The sequence below is a fragment of the Litorivita pollutaquae genome (assembly GCF_003205515.1).
Taxonomy (GTDB): Bacteria; Pseudomonadota; Alphaproteobacteria; order Rhodobacterales; family Rhodobacteraceae; genus Litorivita; species Litorivita pollutaquae.
Genome location: NZ_KZ826481.1, coordinates 561070 through 580467 on the forward strand (window position 1 = coordinate 561070; position 19398 = coordinate 580467).

The following is a 19398-nucleotide window of genomic DNA, read 5'->3' on the forward strand; positions in this document are numbered from 1 at the left end:
GCTGCCCCCGCGCCCTTATGGTGCGGGTTTCCACCGACAATCAAACGCATGGTCTTGCGCGCGCCGTTTCGGAGCGGTAACCCTGCCTCATGCGCATCATCCGAGATTACATATTCGTCACGGACACTGATCGCGGCGCCTCTGCCGCGATTGGTAATTTTGATGGCGTCCACTTGGGCCATCAATCCGTCATCGACATCGCCCGCCGAGAAGGCGCCAAAATCGGCGCGCCGTTGGGGGTCATGACGTTTGAACCCCACCCGCGCCAGTATTTTGCCCCTAAAGCGCCCGCCTTTCGGCTGATGGGCCGCAAGGCGCGCGCGCACCGTCTAGAAAAATTAGGGGTGGAGCGCCTCTATGAATTGAACTTCAATGCGGCGCTGTCCGCACTGAGCCCGGAAGATTTCGCGCGCAGGGTGATCCATGAGGGGCTTGGATTGCGCCATGTGGTTGTCGGTGCCGATTTTTGCTTCGGCCAGGGCCGCGCTGGCACGGTCAAAGAGCTCAAACACTTTGGCGACGCGTTGGGATTTGGCGTCAGCGTGGCGGAATTGCTTGAGGGCGACACCGGCGAAGTGTCGTCTACCGCGATCCGCAATGCTTTGACCGACGGTCGCCCGCGCGATGCGGCGGCGATGCTGGGCCATTGGCACCGTATCGAAGGCAACGTGGTTGGCGGCGAACAACGCGGCCGTGAATTGGGCTATCCCACGGCGAACATGAGCATCGATGGGCTGCATCCGCCAAAATTCGGGGTTTATGCGGTTTTGGTCGATGTCCTCGAAGGCCCGCATAAGGGCACCTATCACGGCGCGGCCTCGATTGGCGTGCGCCCGATGTTCAACGGCGAAGTGCCGAACCTTGAAACCTTTCTCTTTGATTTCAAGGGCGACCTCTACGGCGCGCCTTTGTCCATCGGTCTCGTTGATTACCTGCGCCCCGAGTTGAAATTTGACGGGTTGGATGCATTGATCGTGCAAATGGACGCCGATTGCGACAAGGCGCGGCAAATCCTGATGGCACTATGACCGATCCCATCGACCGCAGCGGATTGCGCGAACGGTATTGGGAAACCCAACGCCCCGACCGCATGACGCAAAAGGAATGGGAAGCGCTGTGCGATGGCTGCGGCAAATGCTGTCTCAACAAACTCGAAGACGAAGACAGCGGCGAGGTTGCCCTGACCCGCGTGGCCTGCCGTCTTTTGGATGACGAAAGCTGCAAATGCAGCCAATATCCGATCCGGCATCAATTCGTGCCTGAATGTATCGTGCTCAGCCCCAAGAACCTTGATCAACACGCCTATTGGATGCCGCAAACCTGCGCGTACCGGCTGATTTGGGAGGGCAAGCCTTTATATGAATGGCACCCTTTGATCACCGGTGATCCCGAAAGCGTGCACCGCGCGGGCGTATCGATGCGCGGGCGCACCGTGCCAGAATTCGAAGTCCACGAAGACGAATGGGAAAACCATATCATTGAGGAGCCTATTTGATGTTTTTTGCCTCTGACAATGCCGGCCCGGTGCATCCTTCGGTGATGGACGCCTTGGCGCGTGGCAACACCGGTTATGCCGTATCCTACGGTGCCGACACGGTTATAGATGATGTACGCACCCGTCTGCGCGACGTGTTTGAGGCGCCCGATGCGGCGGTCTATTTGGTGCCCACGGGGACGGCGGCGAACTCATTGGCCTTGGCGACATTGGCCGAGCCGTGGCAGACGGTGTTTTGTTCCTCTGTGGCGCATATCCACGAAGATGAATGCAACGCACCGGAATTTTACATGGGCGGCGCGAAGCTGACCCTTGTCGGGCAATCCGACAAGATGAGCGCCAATGAATTGCGCGCGGCGGTCGCCACGGAAGAGACCCGCGGCGTGCATGGGCCGCAACGCGGGCCGGTGTCGATCACTCAGGTCACCGAACGCGGCACGCTCTATTCACTCGACGAAATCCGCGCGCTTTGCGATGTGGCCAAAGACTATGCTTTGCCTGTGCATCTGGACGGCGCGCGCTTTGCCAATGCTCTGGTGGCTTTGGGGTGTACCCCGGCGGAGATGACATGGAAAGCCGGCGTCGATGCCGTGTCCTTTGGCGGCACCAAAAACGGGTTGATGGGCGTCGAAGCGGTGATTTTCTTCGATCCAGCAAAGGCATGGGAATTCGAGTTGCGCCGCAAACGCGGGGCACATCTGTTCTCCAAGCACCGTTATTTATCGTTGCAGATGCAGGCCTATCTGACCGATGATCTGTGGCTGACCTCGGCGCGCCAGACCAACGAAAATGCCGCCTATCTGGTGGCGGGTCTGCGCGATATCGACGGCGTCACCTTTGTGCACGAGCCACAGGCCAATATGGTCTTCTGCGCGTTTTCACGCGCCGCGCACCAGCGGCTGCATGATGCAGGGGCGGCATATTATGTCTGGTCCGGCAGTCTCGAGGGCGAGGATCCCGACGAGGCGCTCGAGGCGCGTCTGGTGTGCGATTGGGCCCTCGAACGCAGCCAGATCGACGCGTTTCTGGACATCCTGCGCACCTGCTGATCGAAGGGTGATCAAATTTTCTCAAACACGGGGGGGCAACCGCGCCTGCCCGTGCCTTTTTTATAGGGCGGGCCGCAGGAACAATTAGTCCGCGTCCATCCCCCAAAATTCCTTGAGCACTGCAATCACCCCCTCCGGATCGGTGACCGGAGCCATATGGCCGCCGGGAACGGTTTTGTTTTGCGCGCCCTTGATCCGCCGCGCGATGCCCGCATTGATCACCGCAATATGCGGCGGGCTGTCGGCACCGGCAACCAACAGCGTCGGCACGTCCAACCGTTCCAGCGCACCCGCCGCCAACATGCCGGTATTGTCTTCGTTGATCGCAGGGGACGATGCCGCGATGGTCTTGATCTGGCGGGTCATCTTGGCGCGGGCTTCTTCGGTCAGGCTGTCCCAAGGGCGCCCATCACCCCAGCGCCCGACAAAGGCCTTTGCTGCGCCCTCGTCATCGCCGCGCGCGACCGCATCCAAATAGGCTTGATCGTGTCCCTCGTTGGGATCGGCGCCGCCCGGCGTGTCGGCGCGGTAAACCGCAAAATATACCGGATCGATCATCGTCAAGCTGCGCACCAGATCGGGCCGTTCCACCGCCAGCCGCAAAGCCACTGTCCCGCCAAAGCTATGCCCGACAAGATCGACAGGTCCGGTCAGCACCGCCTCGCGTCCCGCGCCGGTGGTCCAAAAATCTGCCGCCATCGCAGTGACCAACGTTTGGTAGTCATACTGAGGCTCCCAAGGCGCACTTTTGCCGTGGCTGGGTAGGTCAAAGGCGGTGATGGTCATCGCCTGCTCAAACGGTTTGGCCACCGGCGTCCATGCGCCGGAACTGGCAAGGCTGCAATGAATGAACAACGCCTCGCGCGGCCCCTGACCGAACTGTCGCCAATAGGTTTCAATGCCGCCGCGTATATCCTTTGGCATCAGAGTTCTCCCGCCAGATGTAGATCAAGATCATCGAGGCGGTCCTGCCCCCAAAATTTCTGCCCCGTGTCGACAATATAGAACGGCGAACCAAAGACACCGTCACCCACCGCATCCTCAAGGTTGCGCGCATAGGTCTCCGCGCCGGTCAAAAGGCCACTATCGGCCAATCCGGCGTCGAAACCGGCGCTTTGCAACGCATCGCGGATCACTGCATCATCGGAAATATCCTTTTCCTCGGCCCATGTGGCGCGCAACAGGTTTTGGGTCAAAGCGCCCACATCCCCGCCGCCGGCATTCTGCGCCGCAATGATCGCATAGGAAGCGGGTGCGGCATTCACCGGCCAATAGGCCGGACGCAGGTTAAACGGGATTCCGGCTTTCTTGGCCTGACGCGGCAATTCTTGCGCCCGATACTCCATGCGCGAGGGGTGACGGTCCGCCGGCTTGGTCCCGCCGGTGCGGGCAAATCCCGTCATCAGGTCGAAAGGTTTATAGGTGATCCCTGCCCCGTGACGAGCCGCGATATCCTCAAGACGCGCGCCGGCCAGATAGGCATATGGCGAAAGCACCGAGAAATAATAGGTGATATGGGGCATTTGTCGGTCGTCCTCTGTCCGGATAGCTTTGCCACAGGTTAAGGCCGTGCTAAGCGGTGTCAACGGCGCGATTCTGCCACGGCGCCGAATTCTGAAATGCGCTTGGGACACCGTAGACATGCAAAGAACCACCGAACCAAAAATGATCTCGGGCACAGCGAATCTGCCGCTGGCCAATGCCATTACCCGTCGTATGTCAATGCACCGTGGGCGCAGCGTCGGATTGGTGGATGCGCGGGTCGAACGCTTCAATGATCAAGAAATTTTCGTCGAAGTTTATGAAAACGTGCGCAGCGAGGATATGTTTATTATCCAATCGACCTCGCGCCCGGCGAATGACAACTTGATGGAATTGCTGATTATTTCCGATGCTCTGCGCCGGTCGTCGGCGAGTCGGATCACCGCCGTGATCCCCTATTTCGGCTATGCCCGTCAGGATCGCCGAACCAAGGCACGCACGCCCATTTCTGCCAAATTGGTCGCCAATATGTTGGTTGAAGCGGGGATTGAACGGGTTTTGACGCTGGATCTACATGCCGCGCAGATCCAAGGCTTCTTCGACATTCCGGTGGACAACCTTTACGCGTCGCCGATCTTTGCACTTGATATCAAAGAGCAGTTCAAAGGCGAATTGGATGACGTGATGGTGGTGTCGCCCGATGTCGGCGGCGTGGCACGGGCCCGCGAATTGGCCAAGCGGATCAATGCCCCGCTCAGCATCGTTGACAAGCGTCGCGAAAAACCCGGCGAGATCGCGGAGATGACCGTGATCGGGAATGTGACGGGCAAGAAATGTATCATCGTGGACGACATGTGCGACACCGCCGGAACGCTGTGCAAGGCGGCCGAAGTTCTGTTGGAGAATGGAGCCAGCGAAGTGCATGCCTATATCACCCACGGCGTGATGTCCGGCCCCGCGGTTGAGCGGGTGAGTAATTCGGTGATGAAATCTTTGGTCATCACCGATTCCATCGAGCCGACCGAAGCCGTAAAGAACGCGCCGAACATTCGCATCCTGCCGACCGCACCGATGTTTGCCCAAGCGATTTTGAACATCTGGAGCGGCACCTCGGTGTCGTCCTTGTTCGAGACCGAAACGCTTGAACCCATTTACGAAGGCCTGTTCAAAGGCTGAGACCCGTGAAACACAAAACCACGCTTTCGGGGCTGCCTTCGGGCGGCCCTTATGCGTTATAGCCCGCTGATATGGGCCCGCTGAACGGCGGGCAAGCGGGATCGATTATGGAGAGCTGCGCCTCCGGCGGGGATATTTGAAGAAAGCAGAACGGGCGGCGCAAGACGCAGGCGAAGGGCGACACGCCGGGTTCTTAGCCGCGCAAGTTCAACGTATGCTCGCGCAGCCAGGCCATAAAGCCGCGCGGATCGCTGTGCAGGCGCTCCATCTGCGCATCGGTCAGCGGCGCACCGACGATGGGCGATTGCGGTTTGTTCAGCGAATGCACGATTTCATGGAGCAGCAAACCTTGGCGCAGGGTCGAGGAGATGCGGTTTGCAACCTGATACCACCGCGAGTTTGCACCGGTGAAATAGACCGGCACAACGCGCGCGCCAGAGCGGCGGATCATTTGCGCGGTGAACACGTTCCAATCGGCTTCGATCGCGGGACCGAACATGGTTTTCGACGCGGCAACAACTCCCGAAGGAAACAGGCTGATCAAGCCGCCCTCTTTGAGGTGGGCCATGGCTTTGGCGCGCATCTCGACAGATTTGCGTTGCGCATCATCCTCATGTGGGAACGGCACAGGGATCATATAGGACGAGGCCACCTCGTCGATACCGGTGAGGAGTGCGCGGGTTAGAATTTTGTAGTCGGGGCGTACCCGCCCAATCAAATCGGCCAAAATCATCCCATCGACCATGCCATGCGGGTGGTTTGCAACCACGACCACGGGCCCGTCTTTGGGAATATGCGCCAATTGTTCGGCAGGGGTGAGCAAATCAATCCCCATCGTGCCAAGTGCAGCCCGCCAGAAGGCCTGACCGGTGGGGGCCCCGTCGCGTTCGAATTGCTTGACCAAACGCAGGATCGTCAATTTCCCGGTCATCCATTCCATCGTGCGGATGGCGGTGGATTTCAGCGGGCTGTCAAAGGAATTGGCATAGGTCAGAGAACGGCGGTCGTAGGTGGTAAAGCTAACCGCTTCGGCCGCCCCATCTGTTTGCGCTGCGCTGCTCTGTTGAGAACTCTCTACCACGGTGCCCCGATTTGTTTTCACATGTCTTCGCCGAAACGGTCCGCGACAAGTGACTCCAGCGCATCGGCCAGAGCAACGGCGTCGGGGCCGGTCGTTTGGACGTCAATAGTGGTTCCCTTGGCGGCTGCCAACATCAAAAGTCCCATGATGCTATCGCCCGAGGCGCTGTCGCCATGTTGGGACACTTCGGCAGTGGCATCGAAAGCTTCGACCACTTCGACGAATTTCGCCGAGGCGCGCGCATGCAGGCCTTTGACATTCACAATCTTCATAGGGCGGGAAACGGTATCGGACATGAATATCTACTCTGTGCTTACGTTCTGGCTGTCAATATATTTACGACCCGCTTCCATTGCTGCGCGCACGGCATCGCCAACAGAAAGCTGGCGTGATTTCGCCAGTTTAATCAGCATCGGCAGATTGGCACCATAGAGAATCCGGCGTCCTTCGGGGGCACAGGCCAGAAGCGACAGATTCGAAGGCGAGCCGCCAAACATATCCGTCACGACAACCACGCCATCGCCGGTGTCGACCGCATCCGCAGCAATGCAAATTTCGGATTGCTTGTTGTCGCGGTCATGGTCGGCCTCGATGGCGATCGCCTGAATCCCCAACTGAGAGCCAACGACATGCTCAACAGCGGCCAGGTATTCCCGAGCCAACCCTCCATGCGCGACGATAACGATGCCGATCAAGCCTATTGTTCCTCAGTTGACTGCACGCGGGGCGCGCTCTGTTGCGATGCGGTGGGAGATCCCAAGCGCCGCTCTAATTCGCGGTGCCTAATTGACACTTGCCAGCCGCTGTCTGCAAGAGCCTTTGCCACGGTTTCTGTTAGGGCAACAGAGCGATGTTGACCACCCGTGCACCCAAAGCCGATAGAGAAATGTGCCTTGCCCTCTTCGATGTAGGCCGGCAAGAGCATTTGGGTAATATCCAACACTTTGGTGAAGAAATCCTCAAACCGCTTGTCGGTTTGCACATACTCCGCCACCGCCGGATCGCGCCCGTCAAGACCACGCAATTCCGCCCGCCAATAGGGATTTTGCAAGAAGCGGCAGTCAAACACCATATCCATACCGCGCGGCAGCCCGCGTTTGTAAGAGAAGGAGTTGATCGATACGGCAAGCGTTTGGCCCTTGGTGGTGGCAAAACCGCGCTCGATCTCTGCGCGCAAATCATGCGGGGTGAGGTCCGAGCTGTCGATCAATACGTCGGCGCGGGCGCGGATCGGGCCGAGCAGATCCAATTCGCGTTCGACCCCCTGAGCGGCACTTTCAGCCGGAGCCAGTGGATGGCGACGACGGGTTTCGGAAAACCGCCGGATCAACACATCGGACCGGCAGTCCAGATACAGCACTTCAAGCGGCACAGCGCCACCGCGCTCGGCAAATCCATCAATGAAAGAGATCAGCGCATTGGTCGAAAAATCGCGGTTACGCACATCAATGCCAATGGCCAAGGGCCGCCCCACCGGACCATCCAGAAGCCGCGGCATCAACGACAATGGCAAGTTGTCAATCGCCTCGTAGCCAAGGTCTTCAAGCGCACGAATGGCTGTGGTGCGACCGGCCCCGGACGGCCCCGTCACCAGCACCAATCGCTGCGCCGGATTTCCATCCGTATGTGTGTCATCGCTCTGGGCCATAGCACCGTTCTTCGCCTCAAGTTTAATCACTGCGTCCGGCTTTAAGATATTGCAGAATCGCAGCGGGAAAATGGCTTGTGTCACTATTGTGAAGCAAGGGGAGCGCAATGCCCATGAGGTTTTTGCTGCGTTGCGGCGGCAGACGGTCAATTTCGGTTTGATCCAGATCGACAATCAACCGCAGGGGGCTGGCGCCCGCTGGGCGTCCATTGAGGATCCCGACAAAGCGCGCTTCGATTCGGCCACGAATATTGGGCGGGGCATCGGCCATCACCCGCATGTCTTGGCGGGTCAACACGGTGCGATCATCCGCCACCAGCTGCGCGCCGAGTGCCATGAGCTTTAACGCCAGCGCCGATTTTCCCCGCCCCGATGCGCCAAGGATCAAAACCGCGCGCCCGTCATAGGCGACGCAGCTGGCATGGCAGGTCTGCGGTGCGGGCGCGGGGGTCACACCCCCTCCGGTGCCGTCAGACAACATGAGTGAAAAGGATCGCACCACGTGGACATATGATCACACCGGCAGGCCAACAACGAAACGTGCCCCAAGCGGATCGGAGGTCACATCCGCATCGGTCGGGCGAATGTTTTCGGCCCAAATCACGCCGCCATGGGCTTCGACAATCTGTTTGGAAATCGCAAGGCCAAGGCCGGAGTTGTTGCCGAAATCATTCTCGGGGCGGTGCGAATAAAACCGTTTGAAAATTTTTGTAAGCGCTTGTTCGGGGATGCCCGGGCCGGTGTCTTCAACCACCACAAGCACACGGTTTTCACGTTGACGGGCCCAAACGCGGATCGCATCGCCTTCATCGCAAAAGCTGGTGGCGTTGGTGATCAAGTTGACAAAGACCTGCGCCAAACGCGCCTCCAGCCCATTGATGACAATCGGTTCCTTGGGAAGATCAGAAATGAAATCAATGCCTTTGCTCTTGGCATCCTCGCCCAAAAATTGGCAAAGGTTGGTGAGCATATGCAAAAGGTCAAAGCTCTCTTCCTCTTCCTTGACCAATTCACTGTCGAGCCGCGAGGCATTTGATATGTCCGACACCAAACGGTCGAGACGGCGCACATCATGGTCAATCACATCCAGAAGTTTCTCGCGCTGGTCATCGCGTTTAGCGACCCGCAATGTCCCCACGGCAGAGCGCAGGCTGGCGAGCGGGTTCTTGATCTCGTGGCTGACATCGGCTGCAAATTGTTCATTGCCGTCGATCCGGTCATAAAGCGCCGACACCATCCCGCGCAAAGCGCCGGACAGGCGGCCAATCTCGTCGGGACGCGCAGTTAGATCCGGTATGCGAATGCGCCCGGATTGGCCACGCCCACGCTTGTCCGAACCACCGATTTCAGCGGCTGCCGCGAGATCGGAAATCGGATTGGCAATGGTCGAAGCCAGAACAAGGCTCAGCCCGACAGAGACCAGCGTGGCGATGATGAACATTTGCAACACGCGCTCGCGCTCTGCAGCAACAAGGTTATCAATCTCGCCCGACGCGCTGGCCAATGCGACGACACCCACGGGTTTGCCCGCCTGCATGATCGGGGTGGTGACGGCGAAAAACGTGCCGTCCGGTCCCTGCCCCATTTCGACATAGCTGCTGCCTTCGAGGGTAACTGGAACCAATGCGCTGATCTGATCGGCGACGCTGACGGTGCGGACCTCGGCATGTTGCGCGGCGAATGCGGAACTCACACCGGCCCACAGCTTTGCCAGAAAATCCGTGATAATCGTCGGATTGTCGGGGCCACGCGTCTCTCCCGAAACGGGGCCGCGACCGGTGCCTTTGGAGGACCCGATCAGACCCTGCGACGCGTCATACACAAACACCTCGACCGAGGAACGCATATCGAGCCCCGCAAGCGTGGCGGCGACGTCAACGCCATCACCGCTGGCAAAGGAAACCGGCGCGCCGGAGGGCAATTGCGCCTCGAACACATCGGCGACCAACTCCGCCTCAGAGACGAGACCGCTGGCGCGTTGCTGCGCAAGGCTGTCGCGCGACGAGTTGAGGTATAGTATCCCCGCCACCAAAACGTTCAACGCGATCAGGTTGAACGTGATGATCTTGCGGGTCAGCGGCGAGCTTTTCAGCGACAGAAGTCCACGCCGTTCGCGGCGCACGCGAACTTCGTCTTCCACAGTGCCGTTCGGGGCGACGAAATCATCGCCCAAAACCACATCACCGTCCCGTTTGGAAGGGGCCATGTCGCGCACGCCAATCCTTTCGGCTAGAGCCATCGTTAAAACCGGTTGTTAGTCTTCGTTATACCGATACCCGATCCCGTAAAGCGTCTCAATCGCAGAGAATTCGCTGTCGGCCGTGCGCATTTTCTTACGCAGGCGTTTGATATGGCTGTCGATGGTGCGGTCGTCAACATAGACCTGATCGTCATAAGCGACGTCCATCAATTGATCGCGCGATTTCACAAAACCGGGACGTTGAGCCAGCGCCTGCAAGAGCAAGAATTCGGTGACCGTCAGGGAAACATCATTGCCCTTCCACGACACCGCGTGGCGCAAAGGGTCCATCCGCAATTCGCCGCGTTCCATCACTTTGGTTTCTTCGGTTTCGGCAACAACTTCACCGGCGACCGCGTCTTGACGGCGCAACAGCGCGCGGATGCGTTCGACCAGAAGGCGTTGAGAAAACGGCTTTTTCACGTAATCGTCGGCGCCCATACGCAGGCCAAGCACTTCGTCGATCTCGTCATCTTTCGAGGTCAGGAAGATCACCGGCATCGCGGTTTTCTGGCGCAGACGCTGGAGAAGATCCATCCCGTCCATCCGCGGCATCTTGATGTCCAACACGGCCATATCGGGAAGCTTTTTGTTAAAAGCGTCGAGTGCCTGTTGTCCGTCATGATATGTTTCGACTTCAAAACCCTCTGCTTCGAGGGTCATCGCGACCGACGTCAGAATATTTCTGTCATCGTCCACAAGGGCGATTTTTGACATGGTAGTATTCCTTGTACTGCTCTAATTGCCTGTTTTTTTCCATCTTTATGCGCCTTTTTGCTTCGCACAGGCAATCCCAAATGCGAATCAGTCCAAGCCCGCAGCCCTATTTGGGACAAAAAGTTCTTAGGAATGGCTAAATTGCCTCACATTTCTACTGTGACCCCGGTTTGATGGGCGCGCGCAACAAACTGATTGCGCTAAACTGCAAATGTTTGCGCAAACTGCGCAAAAGCATCCTGTTCCTTTACAGAAACGTCATGTTAAGACGCTGGTTATCGGGCCATCATCGGCCCGTTCGACGTTTTGGGTGATCCGACGCCGGTAGAGGAGACCGCCGCACTCACGCGGCTACAGGAGCTTGGCAATATGACATTTGGACGGGTAAACCCGAAATTCCGGCTGGAAGATCAAGGGATCAAGGGTCTGGGCAATGTCTCTTACAATCTTATGGAGCCTGCGCTGATCGAAGCCGCGCTCAAGAACGGCGAAGGCACGCTGGGCAACGGCGGGGCATTTCTTTGCAGCACCGGCAAATTCACCGGCCGTTCGCCAAAAGACAAACATGTGGTCAAAACCGACAGCGTGGTCGACAGCATCTGGTGGGAAAACAATGCCGCCATGTCGCCCGAAGGCTTCGACGCGCTCTATGCGGATATGCTCGCGCATATGGAGGGCAAAGATTACCACGTTCAGGATTTGGTTGGTGGTGCCGATCCGGCGCATTCGATCAATGTCCGTATGGTGACCGAACTGGCATGGCATGGCCTCTTTATACGCCACATGCTGCGCCGCCCCGAACGTGCCGCACTCGACAACTTCGTCGCGGATTTTACTGTCATCAACTGCCCCAGCTTCCAAGCGGACCCTGCCAAGCATGATTGCCGCTCCGAAACCGTGATCGCGATGAACTTCGACAAGAAGATGATCTTGATCGGCGGCACTGAATATGCCGGTGAGAACAAGAAATCGGTGTTCACCCTGCTGAACTACCTGTTGCCCGAAAAAGGCATCATGCCGATGCATTGCTCGGCGAACCACGCTGTTGGCAACCCGGTTGATACGGCAATCTTCTTTGGCCTGTCGGGCACGGGTAAAACCACGCTGTCTGCCGACCCGTCGCGCACATTGATCGGCGATGACGAACATGGTTGGTCGGACCGTGGCACCTTTAACTTTGAAGGCGGCTGCTACGCCAAGACGATCAACCTCTCGCCCGAAGCCGAGCCGGAAATCTATGCCACGACCAGCAAATTCGGCACCGTGATCGAAAACATGGTCTACGATGAAGAGACCTTCGAATTGGATTTCGAAGACAGCTCTTTGACCGAAAACATGCGCTGCGCCTACCCGCTCGAATACATCTCGAACGCGTCGGAAAATGCGATGGGCGGTCATCCCAAAAATGTGATTTTGCTGACCTGCGATGCCTATGGCGTTTTGCCTCCCATCTCGCGCCTGACACCGGCGCAGGCCATGTATCACTTCTTGTCGGGCTTTACCTCGAAAACACCGGGCACCGAGCGCGGCGTTGTTGAACCGACCCCGACCTTCTCGACCTGCTTTGGTGCGCCTTTCATGCCGCGCCGTCCCGAAGCCTACGGCGATCTGTTGCGCGAAAAAATCGCGAAACACGGGGCGACCTGCTGGCTCGTTAATACCGGTTGGACCGGTGGCGCCTTTGGCACAGGATCGCGCATGCCGATCAAAGCGACCCGCGCCCTTTTGACTGCGGCTTTGGAAGGCACGCTCAACACCGCCGAATTCCGCAAGGATGAGAATTTTGGCTTTGACGTGCCTGTGGCGGTTGCCGGTGTCGATGACAAATTGCTCGACCCGCGTCAAACATGGGCCGACGGGGCCGCATATGACGCGCAGGCTGCGAAGCTGGTGCAAATGTTCGCCGATAACTTCGAGCAATATGTGCCCTTCATCGACGACGACGTGAAGGCCGCCGCGATCGGCTAAGCACCTGCAAACGATTGCACAGAGAGATACCCCGTCGCGCATTGCGGCGGGGTTTTTTAATGCGCTTCGGGCTGTCATGTGCTTATGGTTCCGTCCGCGTCGGTGACCGATGCCCCCACATGCATATTTCTGCACAACGACAACAAAACTACCCGGTTTGACAGCCCTGAGAGTGGGCAACATCGCCCTGCTGGGGTGGATATCATCAACCAGAGATCACCAAAGAATACGGCCCATTGGCCGGCGACCGCAGCAGCGGGTTTACCCAATAAGCGCCCTCACTCCATTCCGCTTTTGATTACAGCTTGAGACCCGTCCGGTACGGAGGGGCTCTGCCGTCCAAGTCAGGAAAACACAGCGCGCCGGATCAAATTGAGCCCGGCCAACAGCAGCACAATCATCGTTGCCCGGCGAAACTGCGCTTGGTCAATCCGGTCCTGAAGTCGCAGCCCGATTCCCATGCCAATCAACGCGGGCGCGACCAACATCAGTGAAAACGGCAAGGTTGTGCGGCTGATCACACCGGAGGTGATATGCGCGGCCAATAATACCACCGCCCCCAAACCGTAAATCACCCCCTGCACACGCATCTGCTCTTGCTTGGGCGTCTCCATGGCAGTCAAAAGCGCCACCGTCGGCGGCCCCCAGACACCGGAAAATCCGCCGATAAACCCCGCAAACCCGCCAATGCTGAACTCGACCCGCGCGGAGGGGTGCGCGGCGAGACGCAGCTGTCTGCCCATCATCTGCGTCACGGCGAATATGGTGATGGGAATGCCGATCGCAGCCAGCATCACCGGCACGGGCAGCACCCGCACCAATTGCGCCGACAACATGAGCATCACCGCACCCGCAACGAGAAACCGCCAAAACCGTTTGACCGACTTTCCCGCCGCGCGCGGCCCCTGACGCAACGCCTGCCAGCCATTGGTCAACAAGGTCGGCACGATCAATCCGGCCAAGGCCAGTTCCGGCGCAACCCATGCGCCCAATCCCGAAATCATCATCATCGGCATGGCAAAACCAACAAGGCCTTTGACCACCCCGGCGCCGAGCGCGACAATAAGACAAAGGAGCGCCACCTGCGGTGATAAATCCAATGCGGCGAAAGATGCGTATATGTTCATGACCACTCTTTATCAGCTTTCGCAGGCGCAGCATCTGCAAAATTCAATGCGCAATTTTCGATCAAAACAAACAACAAAGTCGCATAAATGTTGCGCTGCAACTGCTAAGTGATTAAACCGACCCGAGACAAATATGGACGTGATTCATGGCTCATGACGGACAAGGAAACGCGATGACAAATAACATCATTCTCCCCAATCTTCTGGCAGTGACCGGGGCCGCTGTGCCCCCTGTTGAGACGGTGTTGGAGCAGGCCAAAAAGATCGTGCGTTCCCGCGTTGAAGTCGACGGGCGCGTGTCTGCCCGCGAAGTCGAAAAAGAGCAAACCGCGACACATGGTCTGGCATGGCTCGCCACTTATGTGGAATCCCTGCGCCAGATGCAAAAATGGGCCGAGAAGCTTCACGCCGACGGCAAATTCGGCGAGATCGAACAATTGATCCACCAAATCGCCTTTGGGGAATACCTCATGCAGATCGGCGGCGGTATCCAGATGAGCCAAAACGAGACTGTCCGTCTGCATGACCTCGGCCTTGACGGCGAGGCGCTGGCGGCGTTGCAGACGGCCGAGATCGACGCATTGATGACCTCGGGCAACAGCCAGGCCGCGCGGATGCGTTTGGCCGAATTGATGGTCGATCAACAAGCCAACGGCATGTTCGGCGCATCTGGCCTGGATGAAGAATTGGAAATGATCCGCGATCAATTCCGCCGCTACGCCAGCGAAAAAGTTGAACCCTTCGCCCATGAATGGCACCTCAAGGACGAATTGATCCCGATGTCGGTGATCGAAGAGCTGTCCGAAATGGGCGTCTTCGGCTTGACCATCCCCGAAGAATTCGGGGGTTTTGGCCTGTCCAAGGCATCAATGGTTGTGGTGTCCGAAGAGCTGTCGCGCGGTTATATCGGCGTTGGCTCGTTGGCGACCCGCTCCGAGATTGCTGCCGAATTGATCCTTTGCGGCGGCACCGACGCACAAAAGGAAAAATGGCTGCCCGGTTTGGCCTCGGGCGAGATCCTGCCAACGGCGGTGTTCACCGAACCGAACACCGGATCGGACCTTGCCTCCCTGCGCACCCGCGCGGTGAAGGACGAGAGCGGCGATTACAAAATCACCGGCAACAAAACATGGATCACCCACGCCGCGCGCACCCATGTGATGACGGTTCTGGCACGCACCGATCCGTCAAACGATGACCACCGCGGATTGTCGATGTTCCTTGCGGAAAAGACCCCCGGCGATGATGCCAATCCTTTCCCGACCGAGGGCATGACCGGCGGCGAGATCGAAGTGCTCGGCTATCGCGGCATGAAGGAATACGAGTTGGGGTTCGACAACTTCCATGTGAAGGGCGAGAACCTTTTGGGCGGCGAAGAGGGCAAGGGGTTCAAGCAATTGATGCAGACCTTTGAAGCCGCGCGCATCCAGACTGCCGCGCGCGCCATCGGCGTGGCTCAGGCGGCGCTTGATGTGGGCTTGCAATATGCGCTCGACCGCAAGGCCTTTGACAGCCAGTTGGTCAATTTCCCGCGTGTGGCGGGCAAATTGGCGATGATGGCGGTCGAGATCACCATCGCGCGCCAGTTGACCTATTTCTCGGCCTTCCAAAAGGACCAAGACCGCCGCTGCGATGTGGAAGCGGGCATGGCGAAACTGCTCGGCGCACGGGTCGCATGGGCTTGCGCCGACAATGCGTTGCAAATCCACGGCGGCAACGGTTTTGCCCTCGAATACACCATCAGCCGGATCCTGTGCGATGCGCGCATCCTCAATATCTTCGAGGGCGCAGCAGAGATCCAAGCACAGGTGATCGCGCGCCGCTTGCTGGGCTGAACCGGTCACATAGCACGACAATCTGGACCGCCCTCTGCCCGTTGCGCAGGGGGCGGTTTTCTTTTGCTTAATGACGCAGATAGCGCGCAAATAACATGAACAACTCCTCGCTTCGGCGGCGAGATTTGCGGTGCTTGGCAGCGGCCCGCGCTACCGCTTCATTTCAAGGAGAGCGCCTTGCTGGCCCGCACTTGTGCCATCTGGCCCGCGCTCAGCTGAGCGGCCCGGCCACGTATTCGCGCCGCCACGCCCATGGTCACTGCGCCGCCATTCCGATCACCGCCGCGCCAACAATCGAATGTCCCCGATCCATCCGATGTGACAGGCGCATCATACCCCCCCCGTTGCGCAACGCTTTACCGACGATCGCGCTTTGGCTGATTGCATGCGGATGTCTATTCAGGCACACAAACTTCTCCGGCGCGCATCGCCCGCAGGGTGCGCAAAACCAAGGCCGCGATCACCACACAGAGCGCCCCTAACAACACCAGCCCGAAAAACAGGTGCGCCGCGCTTCCCGTCCCATCCGCAAAGACGAAACTGGCGATAGAGATCCCGGCGATCGGGAAGCTCAACGCCCAAAACGACATGGCAAAGGGCAGCTTTACGATGCGCGGCAATTGCACCGCGACAATCAGCGTGAAGAAATAAGCGATGTTCAGCAAAAGGCGGGCGAAAGCGTCGATCTCACCGGTCAAACGCAACCACGCGACAAAAGCCACCGCAGGCGGCGCGATCAGGATCACCAATGTCGGTTGCAATTTTCCAGGCAAAGGATCGTGGAAAATCAACCGGTTGATCACCAAGGTCAACAGCACGACATAAAATATCAAACCCACGGCCATGAAATACCAGCTCAGCTCGACATAGCCCAAGGGCGCACCTGCTATGGGCACGATGACATTGCCCACGGCTGGAATGAACCATGCAGGGGACAGGGCGCCGGTTTGAAAACTGCGGGTGCCGATCCATCCGGTAACCACCGCGATCGTCAACACCGCCTGCGCCGCCACGCCGACCAACCAAACAGCTTCTGCGAAGCTGCGGCTTTGCTCTATCGCGGCCACAGAAATCAACAGGAGCGAAATAGAACTGGCCGGAAAAAAGGCCAATCGCACCGGATGGTTCCATTCGGCACGCACCATCGCGGGATAGCGCAGAGCCTTGAGCGCATAGCACGCCGCTATGGCGATAAATGCCGCACAGGTGACATAAAACATCACCTGTGCGGGCAAATCGCTTAGCCCCAATGCGGTGCTGGCTCCGCGCAGCGCGAGGGTCAGCCCCGCCAGCCCCATCACCACAGCAAAGAAGGTCACGGGATAATGCGCCAATGCGCTGTCTGGTGCGGCGTCGGTTTGAGTTTGGGCCATATGTTATTCTCCTTGACGCGGGCGCGGGCAACGGGGCACGCCAACATATATTATAATTCGCATGTAATTTTTGACTGCGCTTTGCGCCAAGTCAATATCACGCGAAATACGAGAGGGCTCCGGTGCAGCCCAAGGGCGGGTATGGGCGCGGATTTAACCGGCAGCCCCAAAATCAAAACACGAAATAGGCAGCATCCGAACACCTCGCCCGAACGCCCAAGAGGCGGCGACCGAGATCTATGCCATCACCCGCAAGAAAAACAACGTAATGCCCGGAAACGCGACCAACAAAACCACCCGCACCATATCGGAGGCGACGAAATATACCACCGCGCGATAGGTGTCAGCGATGGGGGTTTTGCGATCCATCGAGTTGATGACAAAGAGATTCATCCCGACCGGCGGTGTGATCAACCCGACCTCCACCACAATCAACACAATGATGCCGAACCAGATCGCCAGTTCTTCGGTCGAATTCAACCCGAAATCCAATGTCGAGATGATCGGCCAGAATATCGGGATGGTCAGCAAGATCATCGACAGGCTGTCCATAATGCAACCAAAGACCAGATAAAGCACAAGGATGATGGTCAAAATCAACCATGGGCTAAACCCGGAATTGCCAATGTAATCGGACAAAGCCTGCGGCGCGCCAGAGCGGGCGAGAAAGGCATTATAGAAGGACGCGCCGAAGATGATAAAGAAAATCATCGCGGTGTTGCGCCCCGTGGCCAAAAAGCTGTTGCCCAATGTGCCCCATGACAAACCGCCGCTAAAAAGCGCAATCAACCCTGTGCCCGCCGCGCCGACCGCCGCGCCTTCGGTGGGGGAAAATACGCCGAAATTGATCCCGCCGATCACGGTCAGGAACACCATCAAAACCGGCCAAACGGCGGATAAGGCTTTGAACCGCGCGCGCATCGGGACAGGGGGGCGCACGCCTGCCGCCTTGGGGTGTAGGTGGACATAGATCGAGATGGTGATCATATATCCAATCGCGGCAAGAATGCCGGGAATGAAAGCCGCGAGGAAGAGCTTGGCGATGTTTTGCTCGGTCAGCGTGGCATAGATCACAAGGATCACCGAAGGCGGAATAAGGATCCCCAATGTGCCGCCGGCTGCCAAAGTGGCCGTCGAAAATCCGCCCGAATACCCGTAGCGCCGCAGTTCGGGCAAAGCCACCTGCCCCATCGTCGCCGCCGTGGCCAAGGACGATCCACAAATCGCGCCAAAGCCGGCACAGGCGCCGACCGCCGACATCGCAACCCCGCCGCGGCGATGGCCCAGAAATGCCTCTGCCGCTTTGAAAAGCGCCGTGGACATGCCGCCAAGGGTGGCGAAATGCCCCATCAGCAAGAACATCGGCACGATCGACAAAGAATAGCTCGAAAACTCGGAATAGGTGTGGGATTTCAATATGCTAAACGAAAGTTTCATCCCGCCCGTGAGGTAGTAATACCCTGCCAGACCGACCAGAAACATTGCCAATCCGATTGGAACCCGCAGAAATATCAGCAGCAGCAGCACCGGAAAAGACGCGACGCCCAATGCAATATCGGTCAATAGTCTGCTCCTTCGTTGCGCAGCATCACGCGGCCTGTGGCACTTTCCACGAGACGGACGGCCACGATATAGGTGCTGACCACACAGGTCACGGCAGCCGCGACAAGCGCGGCGGCATAGGCTTTCCAGATTGGAATTTGCATAAGGGTCGTGCTCTCATTGTAGCGCATTTTTGCGGCCATCCCCTCATACATCCGCCATGTGATCAGCACGAAGCAAACCGCAAAGAGCACCGCAACAATAAGGTCGATGGCGCGGTTCACCCGCGCAGGCATGCGCAGCGTGAAAAGATCGACAGAGGCATGCCCGCCGGTCAGCGCACACAGCGGCATAAAGGCCATGATGGCAAAGGGCATCGAGGTTTCGACAACCTCGTATTCGCCCAAAATCGGCCCAAGACCCCAATCCAGAAGGCTTTTGGCTAAAACAGGAAAGCTGTTCTCGATAACCGTCATATGCAGGATCGTATTCATCGTCCGCCCGGCAACAGAGATGCAGATCAACACAATCAAGCCGGTCAACACGATGCCGCCGAGAATGGCCATCAGTTGCGACAGGCGCAGCACAGCGCGATAGAGCGCATGATGCTTGCCGTTGGCATATCCTGTCATGGAAACCCTCTTCTCGACCCCATTGGCGCAAACG

At 58.1% G+C, this 19398-nt stretch carries 19 protein-coding genes; 6 read left to right on the top strand and 13 right to left on the bottom strand.

The window, feature by feature from the left end:
* The first annotated feature begins 89 nt into the window (after positions 1-89).
* The 3 genes from DI396_RS02660 to DI396_RS02670 are packed head-to-tail and all read left to right on the top strand — an operon-like array spanning position 90 to position 2544.
* On the top strand, positions 90-1028 hold the full coding sequence (locus DI396_RS02660) for a bifunctional riboflavin kinase/FAD synthetase (RefSeq protein WP_110794565.1): 939 nt from the start codon (positions 90-92) through the stop codon (positions 1026-1028).
* Entirely contained in the window at positions 1025-1495 is a 471-nt protein-coding gene (locus DI396_RS02665; RefSeq protein WP_110794566.1) for a YcgN family cysteine cluster protein, read from the top strand. The genes DI396_RS02660 and DI396_RS02665 overlap by 4 nt, the downstream gene beginning before the upstream one ends.
* Entirely contained in the window at positions 1495-2544 is a 1050-nt protein-coding gene (locus DI396_RS02670) for a threonine aldolase family protein (RefSeq protein ID WP_110794567.1), read from the top strand. The genes DI396_RS02665 and DI396_RS02670 overlap by 1 nt, the downstream gene beginning before the upstream one ends.
* A gap of 84 nt (positions 2545-2628) precedes the next feature.
* Here DI396_RS02670 and DI396_RS02675 read toward each other — a convergent pair whose 3' ends face one another.
* Together DI396_RS02675 and DI396_RS02680 are read right to left on the bottom strand one after the other, a co-directional pair.
* Positions 2629-3468 carry an alpha/beta fold hydrolase gene (locus DI396_RS02675; protein ID WP_110794568.1) on the bottom strand — a complete coding sequence of 280 codons (840 nt, stop codon included), beginning with the start codon at positions 3466-3468 and terminating at the stop codon, positions 2629-2631.
* Positions 3468-4067: a 2-hydroxychromene-2-carboxylate isomerase gene (locus tag DI396_RS02680; RefSeq protein ID WP_110794569.1), complete on the bottom strand. Its 600-nt coding sequence runs from the start codon at positions 4065-4067 to the stop codon at positions 3468-3470. The genes DI396_RS02675 and DI396_RS02680 overlap by 1 nt, the downstream gene beginning before the upstream one ends.
* Before the next feature lie 118 nt (positions 4068-4185).
* On the opposite strand from DI396_RS02680, the gene DI396_RS02685 reads away from it, so the two are divergent.
* Positions 4186-5202 (top strand): ribose-phosphate pyrophosphokinase, encoded by a 1017-nt coding sequence (locus DI396_RS02685; RefSeq protein ID WP_110794570.1) that lies wholly within the window; start codon positions 4186-4188, stop codon positions 5200-5202.
* Between the two features lie 193 nt (positions 5203-5395).
* Here DI396_RS02685 and DI396_RS02690 read toward each other — a convergent pair whose 3' ends face one another.
* From DI396_RS02690 to DI396_RS02720, 7 genes are read right to left on the bottom strand one after another with little or no spacing between them, the layout of a single operon-like run.
* Positions 5396-6283 carry a lysophospholipid acyltransferase family protein gene (locus DI396_RS02690; RefSeq protein WP_110794863.1) on the bottom strand — a complete coding sequence of 296 codons (888 nt, stop codon included), beginning with the start codon at positions 6281-6283 and terminating at the stop codon, positions 5396-5398.
* 17 nt (positions 6284-6300) lie between these two features.
* Entirely contained in the window at positions 6301-6579 is a 279-nt protein-coding gene (locus DI396_RS02695; protein ID WP_110794571.1) for an HPr family phosphocarrier protein, read from the bottom strand.
* A 6-nt stretch (positions 6580-6585) separates the two neighbouring features.
* Complete coding sequence (locus DI396_RS02700) at positions 6586-6978, bottom strand: PTS sugar transporter subunit IIA (RefSeq protein WP_110794572.1); 393 nt, start codon at positions 6976-6978, stop codon at positions 6586-6588.
* A gap of 2 nt (positions 6979-6980) precedes the next feature.
* Positions 6981-7931: an RNase adapter RapZ gene (gene rapZ / locus DI396_RS02705; RefSeq protein WP_110794573.1), complete on the bottom strand. Its 951-nt coding sequence runs from the start codon at positions 7929-7931 to the stop codon at positions 6981-6983.
* A gap of 22 nt (positions 7932-7953) precedes the next feature.
* On the bottom strand, positions 7954-8385 hold the full coding sequence (locus DI396_RS02710) for an HPr kinase/phosphorylase (RefSeq protein ID WP_235851713.1): 432 nt from the start codon (positions 8383-8385) through the stop codon (positions 7954-7956).
* 60 nt (positions 8386-8445) lie between these two features.
* Entirely contained in the window at positions 8446-10170 is a 1725-nt protein-coding gene (locus DI396_RS02715) for a sensor histidine kinase (RefSeq protein WP_110794575.1), read from the bottom strand.
* 15 nt (positions 10171-10185) lie between these two features.
* A complete protein-coding gene (locus DI396_RS02720; RefSeq protein ID WP_110794576.1) occupies positions 10186-10887 on the bottom strand; it encodes a response regulator transcription factor in 702 nt (233 codons plus the stop codon).
* A 369-nt stretch (positions 10888-11256) separates the two neighbouring features.
* Here DI396_RS02720 and DI396_RS02725 point away from each other — a divergent pair, with 369 nt between their 5' ends.
* The gene (locus DI396_RS02725) at positions 11257-12855 is read left to right on the top strand and encodes a phosphoenolpyruvate carboxykinase (protein ID WP_110794864.1); all 1599 of its coding nucleotides are present in this window, start codon (positions 11257-11259) and stop codon (positions 12853-12855) included.
* Positions 12856-13199: 344 nt separating this feature from the next.
* On the opposite strand, the gene DI396_RS02730 is transcribed toward DI396_RS02725, so the two are convergent.
* Positions 13200-13982 (bottom strand): sulfite exporter TauE/SafE family protein, encoded by a 783-nt coding sequence (locus tag DI396_RS02730; RefSeq protein WP_110794577.1) that lies wholly within the window; start codon positions 13980-13982, stop codon positions 13200-13202.
* Between the two features lie 146 nt (positions 13983-14128).
* Between DI396_RS02730 and DI396_RS02735 the strand changes: the two genes are divergently transcribed.
* Positions 14129-15817, top strand: coding sequence for an acyl-CoA dehydrogenase family protein (locus tag DI396_RS02735; protein ID WP_110794578.1), 1689 nt, complete (start codon positions 14129-14131; stop codon positions 15815-15817).
* Between the two features lie 395 nt (positions 15818-16212).
* Here the strand turns inward: DI396_RS02735 and DI396_RS02740 are convergent, their stop codons facing one another.
* The 3 genes from DI396_RS02740 to DI396_RS02750 form a co-directional block, all read right to left on the bottom strand.
* Positions 16213-17190, bottom strand: coding sequence for an SLAC1 anion channel family protein (locus DI396_RS02740; RefSeq protein WP_110794579.1), 978 nt, complete (start codon positions 17188-17190; stop codon positions 16213-16215).
* Between the two features lie 237 nt (positions 17191-17427).
* A complete protein-coding gene (locus tag DI396_RS02745) occupies positions 17428-18753 on the bottom strand; it encodes a TRAP transporter large permease (RefSeq protein ID WP_110794580.1) in 1326 nt (441 codons plus the stop codon).
* The gene (locus DI396_RS02750; RefSeq protein ID WP_110794581.1) at positions 18750-19364 is read right to left on the bottom strand and encodes a TRAP transporter small permease; all 615 of its coding nucleotides are present in this window, start codon (positions 19362-19364) and stop codon (positions 18750-18752) included. Before DI396_RS02750 ends, DI396_RS02745 begins: the two co-directional genes overlap by 4 nt.
* Between the last annotated feature and the right edge of the window lie 34 nt (positions 19365-19398).